The organism is Gordonia jinghuaiqii, assembly GCF_014041935.1.
In the GTDB taxonomy this organism is placed as follows: domain Bacteria; phylum Actinomycetota; class Actinomycetes; order Mycobacteriales; family Mycobacteriaceae; genus Gordonia; species Gordonia jinghuaiqii.
This window is the reverse complement of record NZ_CP059491.1, coordinates 4,442,927-4,461,677: the sequence shown is the minus strand read 5'-3', so window position 1 is coordinate 4,461,677 and position 18,751 is coordinate 4,442,927. Positions and strand designations below refer to the sequence as shown.

The 18,751-nt window shown below is 67.4% G+C and carries 15 protein-coding genes; 13 read left to right on the top strand and 2 right to left on the bottom strand.

Annotated features, from left to right (window positions below; all coding sequences use genetic code 11):
* Positions 1-62: 62 nt before the first annotated feature.
* The 8 genes from H1R19_RS19855 to H1R19_RS19820 are packed head-to-tail and all read left to right on the top strand — an operon-like array spanning position 63 to position 10,347.
* Positions 63-1,301 carry a cytochrome P450 family protein gene (locus H1R19_RS19855; protein ID WP_219849906.1) on the top strand — a complete coding sequence of 413 codons (1,239 nt, stop codon included), beginning with the start codon at positions 63-65 and terminating at the stop codon, positions 1,299-1,301.
* Positions 1,302-1,309: 8 nt separating this feature from the next.
* Positions 1,310-2,611 (top strand): FAS1-like dehydratase domain-containing protein, encoded by a 1,302-nt coding sequence (locus H1R19_RS19850; RefSeq protein WP_188331310.1) that lies wholly within the window; start codon positions 1,310-1,312, stop codon positions 2,609-2,611.
* Positions 2,608-3,486, top strand: a complete 879-nt coding sequence (locus H1R19_RS19845; RefSeq protein ID WP_219849904.1) for an enoyl-CoA hydratase/isomerase family protein — start codon at positions 2,608-2,610, stop codon at positions 3,484-3,486. Before H1R19_RS19850 ends, H1R19_RS19845 begins: the two co-directional genes overlap by 4 nt.
* Positions 3,483-4,970 carry a phosphotransferase family protein gene (locus tag H1R19_RS19840; RefSeq protein WP_219849903.1) on the top strand — a complete coding sequence of 496 codons (1,488 nt, stop codon included), beginning with the start codon at positions 3,483-3,485 and terminating at the stop codon, positions 4,968-4,970. The genes H1R19_RS19845 and H1R19_RS19840 overlap by 4 nt, the downstream gene beginning before the upstream one ends.
* Entirely contained in the window at positions 4,967-7,123 is a 2,157-nt protein-coding gene (locus tag H1R19_RS19835) for an acyl-CoA dehydrogenase family protein (RefSeq protein WP_219849902.1), read from the top strand. The genes H1R19_RS19840 and H1R19_RS19835 overlap by 4 nt, the downstream gene beginning before the upstream one ends.
* A 17-nt stretch (positions 7,124-7,140) precedes the next feature.
* Positions 7,141-7,581 carry a Zn-ribbon domain-containing OB-fold protein gene (locus H1R19_RS19830; RefSeq protein WP_244970772.1) on the top strand — a complete coding sequence of 147 codons (441 nt, stop codon included), beginning with the start codon at positions 7,141-7,143 and terminating at the stop codon, positions 7,579-7,581.
* 7 nt (positions 7,582-7,588) lie between these two features.
* Entirely contained in the window at positions 7,589-8,752 is a 1,164-nt protein-coding gene (locus tag H1R19_RS19825; RefSeq protein ID WP_219849900.1) for a thiolase family protein, read from the top strand.
* 20 nt (positions 8,753-8,772) lie between these two features.
* Positions 8,773-10,347, top strand: coding sequence for an AMP-binding protein (locus tag H1R19_RS19820; protein WP_188331304.1), 1,575 nt, complete (start codon positions 8,773-8,775; stop codon positions 10,345-10,347).
* A gap of 120 nt (positions 10,348-10,467) precedes the next feature.
* Here H1R19_RS19820 and H1R19_RS19815 read toward each other — a convergent pair whose 3' ends face one another.
* On the bottom strand, positions 10,468-11,988 hold the full coding sequence (locus H1R19_RS19815) for an AMP-binding protein (protein WP_219849899.1): 1,521 nt from the start codon (positions 11,986-11,988) through the stop codon (positions 10,468-10,470).
* Positions 11,985-13,124: an acyl-CoA dehydrogenase family protein gene (locus H1R19_RS19810; RefSeq protein WP_219849898.1), complete on the bottom strand. Its 1,140-nt coding sequence runs from the start codon at positions 13,122-13,124 to the stop codon at positions 11,985-11,987. Before H1R19_RS19810 ends, H1R19_RS19815 begins: the two co-directional genes overlap by 4 nt.
* 97 nt (positions 13,125-13,221) lie before the next feature.
* Between H1R19_RS19810 and H1R19_RS19805 the strand changes: the two genes are divergently transcribed.
* The 5 genes from H1R19_RS19805 to H1R19_RS19785 all read left to right on the top strand — a co-directional run bounded on the left by H1R19_RS19805 (position 13,222) and on the right by H1R19_RS19785 (position 18,742).
* The gene (locus H1R19_RS19805) at positions 13,222-14,397 is read left to right on the top strand and encodes an acyl-CoA dehydrogenase family protein (RefSeq protein ID WP_188331301.1); all 1,176 of its coding nucleotides are present in this window, start codon (positions 13,222-13,224) and stop codon (positions 14,395-14,397) included.
* Between the two features lie 157 nt (positions 14,398-14,554).
* Positions 14,555-15,466 carry an MlaE family ABC transporter permease gene (locus H1R19_RS19800; RefSeq protein WP_219849897.1) on the top strand — a complete coding sequence of 304 codons (912 nt, stop codon included), beginning with the start codon at positions 14,555-14,557 and terminating at the stop codon, positions 15,464-15,466.
* Positions 15,466-16,335 (top strand): MlaE family ABC transporter permease, encoded by an 870-nt coding sequence (locus H1R19_RS19795; RefSeq protein WP_188331300.1) that lies wholly within the window; start codon positions 15,466-15,468, stop codon positions 16,333-16,335. Before H1R19_RS19800 ends, H1R19_RS19795 begins: the two co-directional genes overlap by 1 nt.
* Positions 16,336-16,337: 2 nt before the next feature.
* Positions 16,338-17,702 carry an MlaD family protein gene (locus tag H1R19_RS19790; RefSeq protein WP_219851792.1) on the top strand — a complete coding sequence of 455 codons (1,365 nt, stop codon included), beginning with the start codon at positions 16,338-16,340 and terminating at the stop codon, positions 17,700-17,702.
* A complete protein-coding gene (locus H1R19_RS19785; protein ID WP_219849896.1) occupies positions 17,699-18,742 on the top strand; it encodes an MlaD family protein in 1,044 nt (347 codons plus the stop codon). The genes H1R19_RS19790 and H1R19_RS19785 overlap by 4 nt, the downstream gene beginning before the upstream one ends.
* Positions 18,743-18,751: the final 9 nt, after the last annotated feature.

Sequence of the window (18,751 nt, the reverse complement as noted above, 5' to 3'; positions counted from 1 at the left end):
CGAGACCGTTCTGCGAGGTGCGGTCGCAGGCCCCACCTCATCGCAACGAAAGGCGAACATCCATGACCAGCGTCGCAACCCCGACGATGTCGGTGACCAACCTGGCCGATCCGGTGATGTACTACAACCCGTACCCGCGCTACGCCTACCTGCGCGAGAACGAGCCGGTGTCGCGGGTCAAGGCGCCGATGATGGTGCGCGGCACCGGATTCATGGTCACCCGGCACGCCGACGTGGTGAACCTGCACACCGACGAGCGGTTCTCCACCGACTCGATGCGCTACGGCGGTGCGGCGCGGTTCAACTGGATGCTCCCGCAGACCCTCAAACTGCTCGGCGAGACGATGGTGTTCAAGGACGATCCCGAACACAAGCGACTGCGGACCCTGGTGCACAAGGCCTTCACGCCCAAGATGATCGCCGGCCTGTCCGACCAGGTCACCTCGATCGCCACCGAACTCGCCGACGGACTCGAACGCAAGAAGGACGTCGACCTCGTCAATGACTTCGCCGTCGAACTGCCGCTGCGTGTCATCTCCTCGATGCTGGGGGTCAACGACGCCGACCGGGCCGAGTTCCACCAGCTCGTCAACCGGATGACCGAGGACTCCGGTGGCGGGCCGATCGGCATGATCCGCAGGATGCCGGTGGCGAACAAGTTGCTCAAGTTCATCCAGCACCTCGCCGACGAGGCGCGCGCCAACCCCGCCGACAACGTCATCACCGCGATCGTCGAGGCCCGCGAGGACGGCGACCGGCTGACCGACCGTGAAGTGCTGGGCATGATCTTCCTGTTGCTGCTGGCCGGACACGACACGACGTCGAACATGATCGGCAGCAGCATGCTGGCGCTGGTGCACAACCCGGATCAGCTGACCGCGCTACGCGACGACGAGGCCCTGTGGCCGACCGCGATCGAGGAACTGCTGCGCTACACGACCCCGGTGGCGTGCGCGGCGCCGCGCATCGCCATCAAGGACCTCGAGTTCGCCGGCGCACACATCCCCAGGGGCAGTCAGGTGGTCGGCATGATCATCTCGGCCAACCGGGACAAGGAGATCTACGACGACCCGGAATCCCTCGACCTGACCCGCTCGCCGAACAAGCACATGTCATTCGCGTTCGGTGCGCACTACTGCCTCGGCCATCACCTCGCCCGCCTCGAGGCCCGGGTCGCGTTGCGCACCCTGCTCGATCGGTTCTCCACGCTCGAGGTGACCGTGCCCGATACCGATCTGCGATACAAGGCGACGTTGTCGCTGCGCGGATTGAAGTCGCTGCCCATGCGTGTCGGTGTGTGAGACCGCTCATGACCCAGACAGCCCACAAAGGCGACGCCGCAGCAGATTTCGATCATCCGATCAAGGACGAGGACATCGAGGCGGCCAAGCTGCTGCTCGGCCTCGAGGCTCCGAAGAGCATCGACGAATTCTATTCCGTGGCGACACCGGACGCCCTGAAGAACTTCACCCGGGCCTATGGCGACGACAATCCCCTCTTCACCGACCCGGCCTACGGTGCGCGGACCCGGTGGGGGAGTCAGATCGCCCCGCCGATGATGCCGATCGCACTGTCCCGTAAGTTGCTCGGGGATCCGATCCCGGAGGACATCCGACAGGCCACCAAGCGACTCTTCTCCGGTGTCCACCTGTTCGTGTCCGGGCAGACCAGCGAGTGGTTTCGCCCCGTCCTGCCCGGTGACGAGCTCTACGGCTTCGGCGGGCTCGAATCGATCGAGGAGAAGACCAGCGAGTTCGCCGGGCGCTCGGTGATCCGGGTGCTGCGTACGGTGCGCGTCAACCAGCGGGCCGAGGTGGTATCCATCGACCGCGTCATCCTCATCGCGACCGAGCGCAAGAAGTCGCGTGAGCGCGGCAAGAACATGAGTATCGAACCCGCGTCGTACACCGACGAGCAGATCGCCGAGATCGACGAGATCTATGCGGCCGAAGGCCCTCGCGGAGCGCAGAAGCGGTGGTTCGACGACGTCGAGGTAGGGGAGAAGCTGCTCCCGATGGCCAAGGGCCCGCTCACGCTCACCGACGTCATCTGCTTTCATTCCGGCGGCTACGGTTTCGCCCCCTACGGCATCGCGCACGGGCGTCTCGGCTACGAGAACCGGCAGCGCAAGCCCAAGTTCTACATCAAGAACGCGGCCGGGATACCCGATGTGGCACAACGGCTCCACTGGGAGAACGAATGGTCACAGTCGATCGGCAACCCGATGGCCTACGACTACGGGGTGACGCGCGAGTGCTGGTTGACCCACTTCGTCACCGACTGGATGGGCGACGACGGCTGGCTGGTCCGCCAGCACGACGAGATGCGGAAGTTCAACTACATCGGTGACACCCAGATCATCACCGGCGAAGTCGTCGGCAAGCGAGTCGTCGACGGCACCGGCCACGTCGACCTCGAGTTCCGGGCCACCAACCAGCGGGGCGAGGTGACCGCCCCGGCCACCGCGACGGTCGCTCTCCCCAGCCGCGAGCTGGGCCCGGTCATTCTCCCGCGCCCGTCGGAAGCGTTGGAGCGCAGCGCGGTCGAGATGATGAGCCGGCACCGCGAACTCCTGTACGGGACCGGCCCGGGCGTGAAGGCCGCGCGGTGACGGCGTCGATACATGACACTGCCGACCTCGCCGAGCTGGCCGCCCGGCGGGGCGGCGTCGCGGTCGAGACCGGCACCGACGTGGTCGCCGCCTCGATCGTCGACCGTGTCGGACTGGTGATTCTCGACCGTCCCGACCGCCGCAATGCGCTGCATCCCGGGATGTACGAGGCGGTTCCGCGACTGTTGGAGGCCTTCGCCGACGACCCCGAGATCGGCGCGGTCATGATCACCGGCACGGGCTCGACGTTCTGTGCCGGTGGCGACGTGCGCCGCAAGGTCGAGAACGCCGGCGGGACGGTGGCGGAACGGGCCGCGGGACTCACCCACAACGCCCGCATCTCGACGCTCCTGCACGACATGCCCAAGGTGACGATCGCGGCGCTGCCGGGTGCGGCGGTGGGTGCGGGCCTGTCCATCGCGCTCGCCACCGACCTGCGGATCGCGGCCTCATCGGCCAAGCTGGTCGCCGGCTGGGGCGACCTCGGATTCTCCGGGGACTTCGGCGGGACGTGGTTCCTCACCCGTCTCCTGGGACCGTCGCGAGCGGTGGAGTTCCTGACCTCCGGGGCACCCATGCTCATGCCCCAGGCCCTGGAGTGGGGGCTGGTCAACCGGGTGGTGTCCGCCGGCGAGTTCGCCGGGGCGGCCCTCGACTGGGCGTCCACCATCGCGGGTGGGCCGCGTCAGGCCTGGGCCGCCACCAAGGGCAACGTGTTGCGCGCGACGTCGATGAGTTTGTCCGAAGCGCTCCCGCTGGAGAGTGAGCAGATGGTGTTATCGGGGATGACCGACGAGCACAAGGCCGCAGTCCGTGCCTGGTTCGAAAAGGCGCAGTTGGAGAAGGCGCAGGCGCGCAACCGGGAGGGTCGATGACGGCAGCGGAGGTGACCGAGAAGTCTCCCGAGAAGAAGTCGACCGAGAAGAAGTCGACCGAGCCGACGAAGCGACCTCCGAAGGGCCTGCCCGACGAACTGCGGGCCTGGATCGTCGAGGTGACCGGTGCGCAGGACATCACTGCCAAGCAGGTGCCCGGCGGTGCCAGTCGCCAGGCGTGGTTCGTCGACGCACACGGTGTGACCGGTGGTTCACTGTTTCTCCGCTATGACCCACGAGAACCCAAGCCGGGCAGCGCCTTCCATCCACTGTCGATGGAGGCCGAGATCATGGCCGCGCTGAACGACGCGGGTGCGTGCGTGCCGCGCGTCGTCGCCTCGCACCCGTCGCTTCAGGCGGTCCTGCTCGAGCGCGTCGGGGGCGAGACCTGGTTCTATCTCATCACCGACCCGGACGAGCAGGTCGTCGTGGCCAGGGACTTCATCACCAAACTCGCAGCCATCCATCGGCTCGACCCGCGCGATCTCGCCATCGCATCGTTCGGTCCGGTGAAGTCGGTGACCGAACACCTCGACGACGAACTCGCCGGCATCCGGGCGCGGATGGAGCGCAAGTCGGCGCCCGCCCCGCTGCTCGCCTTCTGCGTCGACTGGCTCGAACGCAACAAACCCACCTACGACGGTCCGCCCGTCCTCGTTCAGGGCGACACCGGTCCCGGCAACTTCATGTACGCCGACGGCGAGGTCACCGCGATCGTCGACTGGGAATTGGCTCACCTCGGCGACCCGATGGACGACATCGCCTGGCTCTCGCTGCGCAGTGCGCAGGACCCGTTCACCCATTTCCCGGACCGCCTCGCCGAATACGAGGAGCTCACCGGCACCACGATCGACGTGCAGCGTGTCTGGTACTACCGGCTGTTGGCCGAGGCCAAGATGACGACCTTCCACGGCGGTGCCGACGATCGCCGGGGTGCTCTCGTCGTCGGCTCACCCGATGCGGGGAACAACCTGATCTACGGGATGTTCCACCGCCGGTTGCTCATCGAGGCCCTCGGGCATGCGGCCGGACTGGACATGGCGCGACTCGACTTCGCGCCCCGGCCGGGCGATGCCGCGAACCAGCACGTCTTCGAAGCCACTCTCGAGGTGTTGCGTGCCGCCGCCCGGCAGGCCGGTGACCCACTCGCCGCGCGCTGGACCAAGGGTGCGGCCCGACTGGTGAAGTACCTCAAGGAATGCGACCGGGTCGGCGACGATCTCGACAGCGACGAACGCGCCGAGCTTGCCGCACTTCTCGGAGATGAGCCGGAGAGCATCGAGGCCGGGCGTGCGGAACTGGCGCGCCGCACCATCGACGGAACGGTGGACGTCGGCGACTACGTCGCGCAGATGTGGCGATCGGTCCAGCGCGACGACTACCTGATGCGCGTCGCCTCAGGTGCGCTCTACGAACGCACCTGGCCACCGCTCACCGACGAGCACCGATCGCATCCAGAGAACCGAGCCCGGGAGCAGCAATGAGCATCGCCTTGACCGAAGACCACGTCGAACTCGGTTCGGTGGTCCGTGATTTCACCATCGAGCGCAAGGTGCGCGCCGAGGCCCGTGCTCTCCTCGACGCGCCCGAGGAACAGCGCCCCACCTTCTGGAAGGAGATCGCCGACGTCGGCTGGCTCGGTCTGCACGTCGCCGAGGAGTACGGCGGGTCGGGGTTCGGCATCGCCGAACTCGTCGTCGTCACCGAAGAACTCGGCCGGGCGGTGGCGCCGGGCCCGTTCCTGCCCACCGTGATCGCCTCGGCCGTCCTCGGGTACGCCGACGCGCAGCTGCGTGGTCGGTGGCTCCCCGGGTTGGTCGACGGATCGGTCACTGCCGGTGTCGGACTCGCGCCGTCCCTCGATGCCACCGACGACGCCGCGTCCGGAAAGGCGCGTGCGGTGCTCGGTGCGCCGCTCGCGGACATACTCCTGCTCATCGCCGGTGATGACGTACTGCTCGTCGAGTCGTCCGCGAGCGGGGTGACGGTCGAGACGAAGCCCAACCTGGACCCGACCCGTCGCTCGGGGAAGGTGACGCTGGCCGAGACCCCGGTCACCCGGATTGCCGGGATCGGTTCGACAGCATTGGCACTCACGCGAACCCTCGCCGCAGCCGAAGCCGTCGGCGGCGCGCAGGACGCACTCGAGTCGGCCGTGGCCTACGCGAAGGTCCGCGAACAGTTCGGCCGGACCATCGGATCGTTCCAGGCGGTCAAACACCATTGCGCGAACATGCTCGTCGGTGCGGAGGCCGCGACCGCGGCCGTGTGGGATGCCGCGCGGGCCGCCGACGAAGGGGTGGAGGCCTTCGGCCTCACCGCCTCATCGGCCGTCACGCTGGCGCTGCCTGCGTACTCGACCAACGCGGAGCTCAACATCCAGGTCCACGGCGGGATCGGCTTCACCTGGGAACACGACGCCCATCTCCACCTGCGTCGCGCGACGGTTCTGAAGGGACTGTTCGGCGGGCAGGAGCCGGCCCGGGACGTGTTCACGTTCGCGTCGGCGGGGATCACGCGGGCCAACAGTCTCGATCTGCCGCCCGAGGCGGAGGAGCTGCGCGTGCGCGTGCGGGCCGACATCGCCGACATCGCGGCGGCGGAAGGCGAAGCCGCACAGCGGGAGAAGCTCATCGAGACCGGGTACGTGATGCCGCACTGGCCCAAGCCGTGGGGCCGCGCCGCCGATTCCGTGGAGCAACTCGTCATCGAGGAGGAACTGGCGGCGGCGGGTGTGAAGCGTCCCGAGTACAGCATCACCGGCTGGGTCATCCTGACCCTCATCCAGCATGGGACACAGGATCAGATCGACCGCTTCGTGAAGGCGGCACTGCTCGGCGACGAGATCTGGTGCCAGCTGTTCTCCGAACCCGACGCGGGCTCGGACGCGGCAGCGGTCAAGACCCGGGCGACGCGCGTCGACGGCGGCTGGAAGATCAACGGGCAGAAGGTGTGGACCAGCGGAGCCCATCTCTGCAAGCGCGGCCTCGCCACGGTGCGGACGGATCCACAAGCACCGAAGCACAAGGGCATCACCGCGGTGCTGATCGACATGTCGGCACCTGGCGTCGAGGTCCGGCCGCTGCGTCAGATCACCGGCGGGGCCGAGTTCAACGAGGTGTTCTTCACCGACGTCTTCGTCCCCGACGCCGACGTCGTCGGCGAGCCCAACGACGGTTGGACGGTCGCCCGCGCGACCCTGGGCAACGAACGCGTCAGCATCGGCGGCGGCACGGCCGGCAGTGAGGGAGCGGCGACGTACATGCTCAAGCTCGCCGAGCGCTACGCCGACGGGCTCGAGGGATCGACGGTGAAGATCGGCGAGTTCCTCGCGGTCGAGGATGCGCTGCGCCTGCTGAACCTGCGCCGGGTGGCACGCTCGGTCGCCGACGCCGGACCGGGCCCCGAGGGAAATGTGACGAAACTGCTTCTCGCCGAACACATCAGCGACCGCGCACGGTTGTCCGCCGAACTCATCGGTCCCGACGTCGCCTTCCTCTCGGGTGCGGGCAAGATGACCGGTCTCCTGGTCCTCGCGGCACGCGGGATGTCGATCGCGGGCGGTACCTCGGAGATCACCCGTAACCAGATCGCCGAGCGCATCCTCGGGCTGCCGCGCGATCCGTTGAACAAGTGACGGCGGAGAGTCGAGGGGTGCGACAGATCCCCTCGGTCGTCGACGACGACCGCGAGTACTGGACCGCCGGCGCGGACAACGTTCTGCGGTTGCCCTACTGCGCGTCTTGTTGCCGTTGGTTCTTCCCGCCGGCGCCTGCCTGTCCCGGCTGCGCGGGGCCGGCCACCTTTCGTGACACCGGCGGCACCGGAACCGTGTTCACCTTCACCGTCAACGTGCAGCGCTACCGTCCCGACATCTCCACCCCGTACGTGATCGCGTTGATCGAGCTCGACGACCAGCCCGGTCTGCGGGTGCCGGGCAACGTCGTGGGGTGTGCCCCCGACGACGTCAAGATCGGTATGCGGGTCGTGGCGGCCTTCGAGCCTGCGACGACACGAGATGAGCCGGCCGGTGAGCTGTTCGTCCCGGTGTTCACACCGACAGACCGCGGTACCGGGGCGGAGAGACCGGAGTGACGGCACAGTGACCTCCCATCCGGAACAGGACGCCATCATCGCCGGCATCGGCATCTCCGACATCGGGCGCAAAACCGGCACGCCCGGAATCGATCTCACGATGCAGAGCGTGTCGGCCGCGATCGCCGACGCCGGGCTCGAACCGAAGGACATCGACGCGATCCTCACCCTCGGAGACGTACCCGCGGACGAGACCGCACAGCAATTGCGCATCGAGCCCAAGAGACTCGGCGGCCCCTACGGTGACGCCGGGCTCCTGGCGCCGGTGCAGCAGGCCGCGGTGGCCGTCGGCGAGAAGCGTGCCCGCCATGTCCTGGTCTATCGGACGGTGCAGATGATGGGCGGGACCGTCGACCGCCCCACACGGTCCGGAGACAAGCCCCGCCCACGGCGCGACCCCCGGCCGGTGATGAGCGATGTACCGTACCTGCTTGCTGCCGACGCATATTCGGCTGCCAACTGGCTGGCCATGCACTGCCAACGCCACATGTACGAATTCGGTACAACTCGGGAGCAACTGGGTGCGATCGCGCTGAACGCCCGGGCCAACGCGGCGCTCAACCCGGCAGCGGTCTTCCGCGACGCGATGACCATGGACGACTATCTCGGGGCCCGCACCGTGTCGACTCCTTTTGGGTTGCTGGATTGCGATGTCCCGGTGGACGGTTCGATCGCGGTTGTGGTGTCTCATCGTGACCACGAATCGTCCTCGCCGAATCCGGCCATCCACGTCGCCGCGATCGGCGGGGCGAGTGGCGTCGGTGGATGGACCCAGCGAGCGGACTACCCGAAGATGGCCGCGACCGAGGCCGCGTCGAGGCTGTGGAGCCGAACCGATCTGACCCCCGCCGATGTCGACATCGCCGAACTGTACGACGGTTTCACCTTCCTGACCCTCGCCTGGCTGGAGGCCCTCGGCTTCTGTGAAGACGGCGAGGGCGGGCCGTTCGTCGACGGCGGCGGCCGGATCCGGCGCGACGGTCAACTGCCGCTGAACACCTACGGCGGGCAGTTGTCGGCGGGCCGGATGCACGGGTACTGGGTGCTGCATGAGGCGTGCACGCAGCTGCGTGGACTCGCCGGCGACCGCCAGATCCCCAAACCACCGGAGGTTGCGGCGGTGTCGGTGGGTGGCGGTCCCATCGCCGGCTGCATGTTGTTGACACGGTGACACCAGCGAGGAGACCACAGGTGACAGGCACGGCTTCCCTGCCGGACGAGATCCGGACGACCGCGGAGAACCACGGATCCACCGAGGTCGTGTTCCACAGTGCCGTGCGTCCGGTCGACACGACAACCCTCGCGGAGTTGTACGACCAGGCTCGTGCGGTGGCTGCGGCGTTGCGCGAACACGGGATCGGTGCGGGCGACGTGATCGCCGTCCAGCTGCCGAACTGGCGGGAGTGTGTGGTCTCGCATTCGGCGGCCTGGCTCCTCGGCGCCACGGTGCTGCCGATCGTCTCGATCTACGGCCCGGCGGAACTGTCGTTCATACTCCGGCAGTCGGCGGCCAAGGTGTACATCGGTCCGGGAGCCTGGCGGGGGCGGGACTGTTCTCCTCTGTTCGACGCCGCGGCCGCGATACCGACGATGCAGAATCTGTTCGTCGTCAGGGAGTCGGGCGCCGATGCGGTGCACGGCGCCGCCGACTTCGGGCGTTTGTCGTCGCATGACTTCGCCACGTTCGAGCCCTATGAACCCGGCTCACCCGCCGAACGTGCCCTGCTCGTGTACACGTCGGGCACCACCGCGGACCCGAAGGGCGTGCAGCACAGTCACACGACGCTGCTCGCCGAGGTCAGGTCCATGGAGGAACATCGCGGCCGGGGACCTGAGGTGAGCAGTCTCGCAGTCTTCCCGTCGGGCCACATCGCCGGTGTGCTGGGCATCCTGCGGATGCTGGGCCGGGGCGCGACCACCGTCCTCATGGACGCCTGGGACCCGATGGTGGCCGCGGAACTGGTTGCGACTCATCGTATCGAGTCGTCGGCCGGTGCGCCGATTCATCTGGCCGGAATTCTCGACGCCGCAGCACAATCCGGGGCCGACGTCTCCTGCCTCACCGAATACACGACGGGCGCTGCCAATGTGGCCGCGGATCTGATCCGTCGCGCAGACGGCCTGGGTGTCCGGGCATTCCGCTGCTACGGCTCCACCGAACACCCCACCATCTCCTCTGGATCGTCGGACGACCCGCTGGAGAAGCGCGCCACCACCGACGGTCGCATCACCCCCGGTACCCGGGTGAGGGTCGTCGACGACGCCGATCAGGACGTCGAACCCGGCGTCGACGGTGAGATCCTGGTCCGTGGACCGGAACAATTCCTCGGATACACCGACGCCACGCTCGACGCGACGAGCTTCGCCGACGGCTGGTTCCGCACCGGCGACATCGGACACCTCGACGCCGACGGCTATCTCACGATCACCGACCGCAAGAAGGACATCATCGTCCGCGGGGGCGAGAACATCTCGTCGAAGGAGATCGAGGATGCACTGCTGGCGCATCCCGCCATCGCCGAGGTCGCGGCCGTGGGCATGCCCGACGAACGCTACGGCGAAAAGGTGTGCGTGTTCGTCGTCCTGCGGCCCGGAGCCGGCCTCGACCTCGACGCCATCCGGGACCACTTCACCGCCCGCGGACTGGCGCGGCAGAAGATGCCGGAACGGCTCGAGGTCGTCGATACGCTGCCCCGGACTGCAAGCGGCAAGGTGCGCAAACCCGATCTGCGTACACAGATCCGGGAGCTGATCGCGCGGTCGTAGCCCCGTCGTGGCTCGTCAGCACCGCGGCGGTAATCGAAGTCGCGTGCGACATCGATCGGCAGCTGCGACGTCGACCGATGTCGCAGTGGCGGGTTGACATCGCGTGCGACATCAATCGGCTCAGGACGCCGGTGACGCCTCCCGAAGTCTGCGCCGCAACAGCTTTCCGGCTGGGGTGCGCGGCACCTCGTCGACGAAGTCCATCGACCGCGGCTGCTTGAAGCCCGCCAGGTGGATTCGAGAATGTGCGATGAGTGCGTCGGCCACCGTGTCGCCGGCGGTCACACCTTCGGCGAGTTCGACGACTGCGTGGACCCGTTCGCCCATCTCGTCGTCGGGGAGGCCGATGACGGCGACATCGGCGACCGCGGGATGCATGATGAGTGCGCTCTCGATCTCCTGCGGGTAGATGTTGACTCCTCCGGAGAGGATGAGGTCGCTGCGCCGGTCGGACAGGTACAGGTAGCCGTCGGCATCGAGATGTCCGAGGTCGCCGATGGTCTGCCATCCGCGCTGGTTGCGGGCGCCCTCGGTCTTGGCCGGATCGTTGAGGTACCGGAACTCTCGCGTGCCGGCGAAGTAGACGGTCCCGACCTCCCCGGTGGGGAGCTCGGTGCCCGCGTCGTCGACGATGTGGACCTTGCCGTAGACCGCGCGGCCCACCGATCCGGGATGGGACAACCACTCCGGCGAGGTGATGGCCGTCATCCCGTTGCCCTCGCTGCCCGAGTAGTACTCGAACAGGACCGGTCCGAACCACTCGATCATCTGCTGCTTGACCGGCACCGGACACGGCGCGCCCGCATGCACCACGAGACGCAGACTCGTCACGTCGAACAGGGAACGCACCGCGGGATCGAGTTTGAGCATCCGCACGAACATGGTCGGCACGAACTGCGCGTGGGTGACGGAGTGTTCCTCGATCGCGCTGAGGCATTGCTGCGCATCGAACGACGGCATGACGACGACGGTCGCGCCCTGACGCTGCATCGCCAGCGACCATCCCAGTGGAGCCGCGTGATACAGCGGAGCCGGGCACAGGTAGACCGTCGACGAATCGACGCCGTAGGCGGGCATCATGTGGTCGAGACCCAGCCCCGTGCCGAACGGCGGGAAGTCGTGCGTGGGTTCGATGCCCTTCGGGCGACCGGTCGTCCCCGACGAATAGAAGAAGTAGTACCCCTCGACCGGCTCGTGGGCGACAGGCGCGGCGGGCCCCTCGACGATGCTCTCGTAGTCGAGATGCCCGTCGATGGGGCCGCCGACACCGATGGCCGTCTCGACGCCGGGCGCACCCGCGAGGATCCTCGCCGCGAGGCCGCCGACGCCCGCCCCGGAGATCAGCATGCGGGCGCCGCAGTCGTTCACCACGTATTCGGCCTCGGCCGCGGTGAGGTGCCAGTTGACGGGGGTGTACATCAGGCCGCAACGTTGTGCGGCCCAGGCGACCTCGAGGAACTCGGGCCGGTTCTCCATCACGATCGCGATGTGGTCGCCCGGAGCGAGTCCCTGTGCGGCAAAGAAGTCGGCGAGTCGTACCGAACGTCGGTCGAGGTCGGCGAAGCTGACCCGTGCCGATCCGTCGGCCAGGACGATCGCATCCTTGTCGGGATGCGCGGCGGCTATCTCGCTCAGGTTCACCGGGACTCCAACAGCGCGCACAACGCCCGGTGGTGGTGGTCGGCGTCGCCGTACAGCGCGGCATCGGCGCGTGCGCGGCGGATGTAGAGGTGCAGGTCGTGCTCCCAGGTGAAACCGATACCGCCGTGTACCTGGAGAGCTTCGCCCGCGGTCTTGCAGATCGATTCGGAGACAAACGCTTTGGCAACGCTCACGGCCTTCGCGGTCTCTTTGGTCGTCTCCTTGGACGTCGAGCGCGATTCGGCATCGAGCGACATGGCCGCGTGCAGTGTGGCTGCCCTCGACGCCTGCACCCACATGCGCATGTCGGCGCACTTGTGCTTGACCGCCTGGAAACTGCCGATCGGGACACCGAACTGTTCGCGGGCCTTCGCGTACTCCACCGAGGTCTCGAGGAGATACTCGCCGACGCCCACGAGCTCGGCACACGCGAGCACGGTCATCAGCGCGAGCGTGCGCTCGATCGCCGCGCGTGTGGAGTCCGGGCTTCCGACGATTCCATCGTGATCGACGTGGACGTCGTCGAACGTGACGTCGTCGAGCTCACGCGTGATGTCGAGGGATTCGATGCGCCGGATCTTGACCCCGGACGCATCACGCGGCACGAGGAACCGCGCGGGTCGGCCGTCGAGAACCGCATCGACGAGCAGTACGTCCGCCGCGGACGCATCGGCGACGGTGACCTTCTCGCCGGTGAGCCGGTAGCCGCCGTCGGCGGAGCGCGCGCTGGTCTGCAGCGCGTCGACGGTGGGTGATCGGTGCGGCTCGGTGAACGCCCAGGCCGCCGAGGACTCGCCCCCGATCAGCTTCTCGACCAGTGCGTCGTGGCGTTCCGGCTGACCGCTGTGCAGCAGTGCGTCGAGAACCGCGACCGTCGGCATGAACGGTGACGCCGTGACGAACCGGCCGTGTTCGATCGCGACGACAGTCAAGTCGACGACGCCTTGGCCGAGGCCGCCGAGTTCTTCGGGGGCCGCGAGCGCGGACCAGCCGAGTTCTGTTCCCTGGCGCCACAATCCGGTGTCGAATCCGGAGGGCGAATCCGCGACGGCACGTGCGGCACCGGGATGACGCTGCAATAGTGAGCGCGTCGAATCCCGGATCGCACGTTGCTCGTCGGACAACTCGAAATCCATCAATCCTCCGTGGCGAAACCTGACGTAGCGATACAGTTCACTGATTGAGACACGTCACAGTGTAGACAGAACGACATCTCCCCGGGAAGGTTTCACCGTGAGACTCGGACAGGACCCCGAACTCGACGACCTCCGCAGCCGCGTGCGCGAACTCTGCGCCGGTAACGCGCCTCGACGTCCCCACAAGGCCGGGGTCCGTGCTCCCGAGGCGTCGGAGATCCCGGCGCTGCGGGAGTGGACCGCGGAACTGTACGGCCGAGCGTTGCTGGGTGTCACCTGGCCGGTCGAGTACGGCGGACTGCCCGATCCGCATCCGCGGCACGAGGCGGTGGTCTCCGAAGAACTCGCCAGGGCCGGGGCGCCGATGCCGGTCGGCGGAGGTCTGCTCGCGGCAAGTGCCATCATCGACTTCGGTACCGAGGCGCAGAAGGCCTTCTTCCTGCCACGGATCCGATCGGGCGAACACATCTGGTGCCAGTTGTTCAGCGAACCCGGTGCGGGTAGCGATCTCGCAGGCCTGCACACGCGTGCGCGTCGGGAGGGTGACCACTTCGTCGTCGACGGCCAGAAGGTGTGGACGACCAACGGGCACCACGCCGACTGGGGTTATCTGCTGGCCCGGACCGATCCCGAGGCGCCGAAACACAAGGGCATCACGGCATTTGCCATCGACATGAAGAGTCCGGGTGTTCAGGTGCGGCCGCTGCGCGAGATCACCGGGACGGCGGACTTCAACGAGATCTTCCTCGACGGTGTCGAGGTGCCGGTGGACAACGTCATCGGTGAGGAGAACAAGGGCTGGATGGTGACCACCTCCAGCCTCGCGCGGGAGCGGTCGAGCGCAGGTGGCGGCGTCACCCTGTTCCGCGCGCTCGACGACCTGGTGGACCTCGTGTCGTCGACGACCCGCGACGACGCGCGGCTGATCGACCGAGGTGAGGTGCGCCGGGAGGTCGGCCGGCTGGCGGCTGCCGTGCAGGTCAACGCGCTCCTGTCGGCGTACGGCGAGTCGCGGGCGGTCGCCGGGACCGGTGATGCCGCCGATGCTGCGCTGTCGAAGATCTTCTTCGGCGAGACGAACCTGGCGCTGGCCGAGTACGGCATGTCGGTCCAGGCGGGCGACTCCGTCCGCGTCGAGGGTGATCCCGCCGCGCTCGCCGACGGCTGGTGGCAGGACGCGTTCCTGTATGCCCGTGCGTTCACGATCGCGGGCGGAACCAACGAGGTGCTGCGCAATCTGGTTGCCGAGCGGGGACTGGGACTGCCTCGCTGAGGTGAACTGCCAGTGGCTGACCGGGGGACGGTCGGGGCAACTCGATTCGCCATTGTGACTTGCCTCTCATGGCAGAGCTGATACCGTGCAATGAGTTAGATGGATTACCCGTTTCAGGTAGCTGATCGGGTGACCACAGGTCAGGATCGGAGCTGAGTTGACCGGGGGAGACGACAGCATCGCCGCACGCCGGGCCGCACCGCGACCCGAGCCGGATTCGTCCCAGGCGGACTTTCAAACAGGCAGCGCGGCAACGGATATCGCCGACTGGTCGGCGGGGTATGTGCGCCGCCACCCCGGCCAGTCGTTCATCACCGTCGGTGAGCAGATCAAGCTGGGGATCGAGTCCTTCCGGTATCTCTTCGCCGATCTGGTGCGCGGCCGGTTCCCGCTCGAGGCATTCATCCGCGAGTCGGTGTTCATGGCGAACACGGCACTGGTGCCGACCTTCTTCGTCGCGATCCCGATCGGGGTCACGCTCGCGATCCAGTTCAGTCTGCTCGCCGGGCAGGTCGGTGCGACGTCACTGGCCGGTGCGGCCAGCGGGCTGGCGGTCATCCGACAGGGTGCCCCGCTCGTCACCGCGCTGATGATGGCGGCAGCTGTGGGTTCGGCCATCTGCGCCGATCTCGGTTCGCGCACGATCCGCGAGGAGATCGATGCGATGCGGGTGATGGGGGTGTCGCCGGTTCGTCGTCTCGTCGTGCCGCGACTGGCGGCCGCGATGGTCGTCGGCACCGCACTCACCGGCATCGTGACCTTCGTCGGATTCGTTGCCGGATACCTGTTCAACGTCTACGTACAGGACGGTGCGCCAGGCAGTTTCGTGGCGACGTTCGCGTCCTTCGCCACCGTCGGCGACATGGTCCTGACCCTGGTCAAGGCGCTCGTGTTCGGCATGATCGTCGCGATCGTCGCGTGTCAGAAGGGGTTGAGCACCAGCGGTGGACCAGCGGCGGTCGCCAACTCGGTGAACTCGACCGTCGTCGGTTCGATCATGCTGTTGATGCTGGTCAACGTGGCCTTCACGCAGATGTACGTGATGGTCTTCCCCCGGGCGTCGTTCTGATGGGCGCGTCGAGGGCGGCAGCCCCGTACTACCCGCCCGGGGTGCGGCCGCTGATCTCGGTCTATGGCTCCGTGACGAGGCCGATCCGGCTCATCGGGCACATGTTGTCGTTCCTCGGCAGGGCGATCGTCGGCATCCCGGCGATGCTGCGCCACTATCCGAAGGAGTTCCTGCGCATCCTGTCGGATGTGACCTGGGGCAACGGCTCCCTGGTGGTCGGCGGCGGCACCGCGGGCGTCATCCTCGTCCTCGGTGCGAGCGCCGGCGCCATCGTCGGGATCGAAGGGTACAACGCGCTGCGCATGCTCGGTCTCGGGCAGGCGACCGGCTTGATCTCGGCGTCGGCGTCGACCCGTGAGCTCGCACCGATCATGGCGGCCCTGGCATTCGCCTCGCAGGCCGGATGCCGCTTCACCGCACAGCTCGGGGCCATGCGGATCACCGAGGAGATCGACGCGATGGAGACCCTCGCCATCCGTTCCGTGCCGTATCTGGTCAGCACGCGACTGGTGGCGTCGGTGATCGCGGTCATCCCGCTGTTCGTGATGTGCCTGGTCCTGAGCTACGTGGTGGTCCAGGGGGTGGTCGCACTCGCGGGCGGGGTGTCGATCGGCACGTACCAGCACTACTTCCACCTGGTGATGTCCGGACCCGACATCATCTACTCGGTCATCAAGGCGGTGGTGTTCGTGTCCATCACGACGACCATCCAGTGCTATTACGGCTACTACGCGCGCGGCGGTCCCCAGGGAGTGGGCGTCGCCGTGGGACGTGCGATGCGTCTGGGTATCAGCGCGATGATCGTCGTCAATCTACTGTTGACCCTTGCCTTCTGGGGCGTCAGTTCAGGATCGAGGCTCGGCGGGTGAGCATGCGGACGATCTCTCTCGAGTCCGAACCGGGGTCACCGTCGGACACGACGTTGCTCGTGCGCGGACTGATCGGGGTCGCGGTGATCGGCATCGTCGTGGCCGCGCTGCTCCTCAAGTCGACGGGCGCACTCGACGATCGCGTGACCGTCACCGCGCTCCTCACCGACGTCGGAGACGGCATCCCGACCAAATCCGACGTGAAATTCCGCGGCAGTCTCGTCGGCTTCGTCACCGGCGTCGAGCCGGGCGCCGACGGCGGACCCAACCGGGTGACGCTCTCACTCGATCCCGCCGGCGCACAGGGCGTTCCGGACACAGTCACCGCTAGGGTGGTACCGAGCAACGTGTTCGCGGTGTCGTCGGTGCAGCTGCTCGACCACCCCGATCGGGCCGGCCGGCCGATCCAGAGCGGCGACACCGTCCAGGCGGACACCAGTCGGTCGACCATCGAACTCCAGACCGTCCTGACCAAGCTGCGTGACATCGTCGACGCCATGGGACGCGACCGCCGCGACGACACGGTCGGCGTGCTGGCCGCGCTCGCCACCGCCACCCGTAGTCAGGGGGCCGAGATCCGCACCGCCGGTGGGCAACTCGTCACCATCATGACCGAGCTGAATCGCGCCGTCGACGACGGTGAGACCCGCTCGCGTCTGAGCGAACTGGCCACGGCCATGACAGGTCTGCAGCGTTCGGCCCCCGATCTGCTCGATGCCGTCCACCACGCCATCGTGCCGATGAAGACCATCGCCGAGAAACAGGCCGCGCTCACCGATCTGCTCAGCGCCGGACAGCACACGCTCGGCACCTCGGAAACCGCGCTGGACAACAACACCGACCGGATGATCACCATCACGAGTTCGCTCGCGCCCGTCCTCGACGTCTTCGCCGACGGCGGCCCCGCCCTGCCGCCGATCACGGTCAAGATCGCGAACCTGTCCGAGAAGTTCATGACGGAGTTCTGGGACCCGGAGAAGCAGCGCGGTACAGGTCATTTCGTGTGGGCGCTCACCCCGCACCGGATGTACTCGCGGGCGGACTGCCCGCGGTACGGCGACATGGCGGGCAACTCGTGTCAGTGGGCACCGGCAACGGTCGGGCGCCCGACGCTGCCGCAGGTGCTCCAGCCGAAGAACTACCGGCCGCCGGCCGGGCTCATGGGCGGCAACGTCGGGCCCGTCGGCAGCCGTGCCGAGATCGAAGCGCTGCGGAAGCTGTTGGGGCCGGGCGCCAATGAGGTGACCGCGCTACTGCTGGGACCGCTGCTGCGCGGAAGTGACATCAAGGTCGAGAAGCCGGGACGCAAGCCCGATCAGAAGCCCGAGGGCACGCCGGGTCAGCGGCGGACGGAGGGAGGACGATGAGTTATCGCAGGTCGATCATCTGGCTGTCGGTGTTCCTCGTCGTCGCGACGATGCTGACGTGGACGATCATCAACACCCTGCGTCGCGACATCTCCGGCCCGACGTCGGAGTACTCGGCCGTGTTCACCGATGTGTCCGGACTCCGGACCGGCGACGACGTCCGGATGGCCGGTGTGCGGGTGGGTCGTATCGACTCGATCGAACTCGACGGCAACCTCGCCCGCGTCCATTTCCGCGTCGACGCCCGGCAGGACCTGAGCGGCAACACCAAGGCCGCGGTGACCTACCAGAACATCATCGGTCAGCGTTATCTGGGATTGTCGTTGGGGCAGTTCGACTCTCCCGCGCCACTGGAGCCCGGTGACGAGATCCCGGTGGACCACACCGAGCCGTCGTTCGACATCTCCGCGCTGCTGAACGGGTTCGAGCCGTTGTTCAGCGTTCTCGACCCGGACAAGGTGAACGACCTGTCGAGCTCGCTCGTCGGGGCGCTGCAGGGTGAGACCGGCGCGATCACCCGACTGCTGGCCCAGACCTCGTCGCTGGCCGAATCCTTCGCGGGCCCGGACGCATTGCTCGGCGACGTCATCACCGACCTCGGGAAGGTGCTGACCGGACTGTCCCGCCAGACCGGCGGCATCCAGGAGGTCATCGGACGGGCCCAGGAGATCTTCGAGGCGTTCGCGGCCCACCGTGAGGATCTCGTCGGCACGGCCGACGTGATGACGGAAGTGGGTGGACGCCTCGCGGAGATAGCGTCCGACACCGCGCCGTCGATGGATGCCTTCCTCACCCGGCAGCCAGGCTTTCTCGCGCATTTCGCCGAGAAGAAGCCCGAGTTCGAATACCTGGGCGCCAACGTCCCGCTGCTCCTGAAGGGCATGGCCCGCGTCAGCCAGGAGGGCAGCTTCCTCAGTGCCTACGTCTGTGACCTCAACCCCGCCGACTTCGTACCCTTCCTCACCCCGCTGGCCCCGGCGATCGTCGCTGCGGCGACGCCCGGCGGAAAGCCGAAGTACTCACCGATCTGCCAGCCATGAAGACGTCAG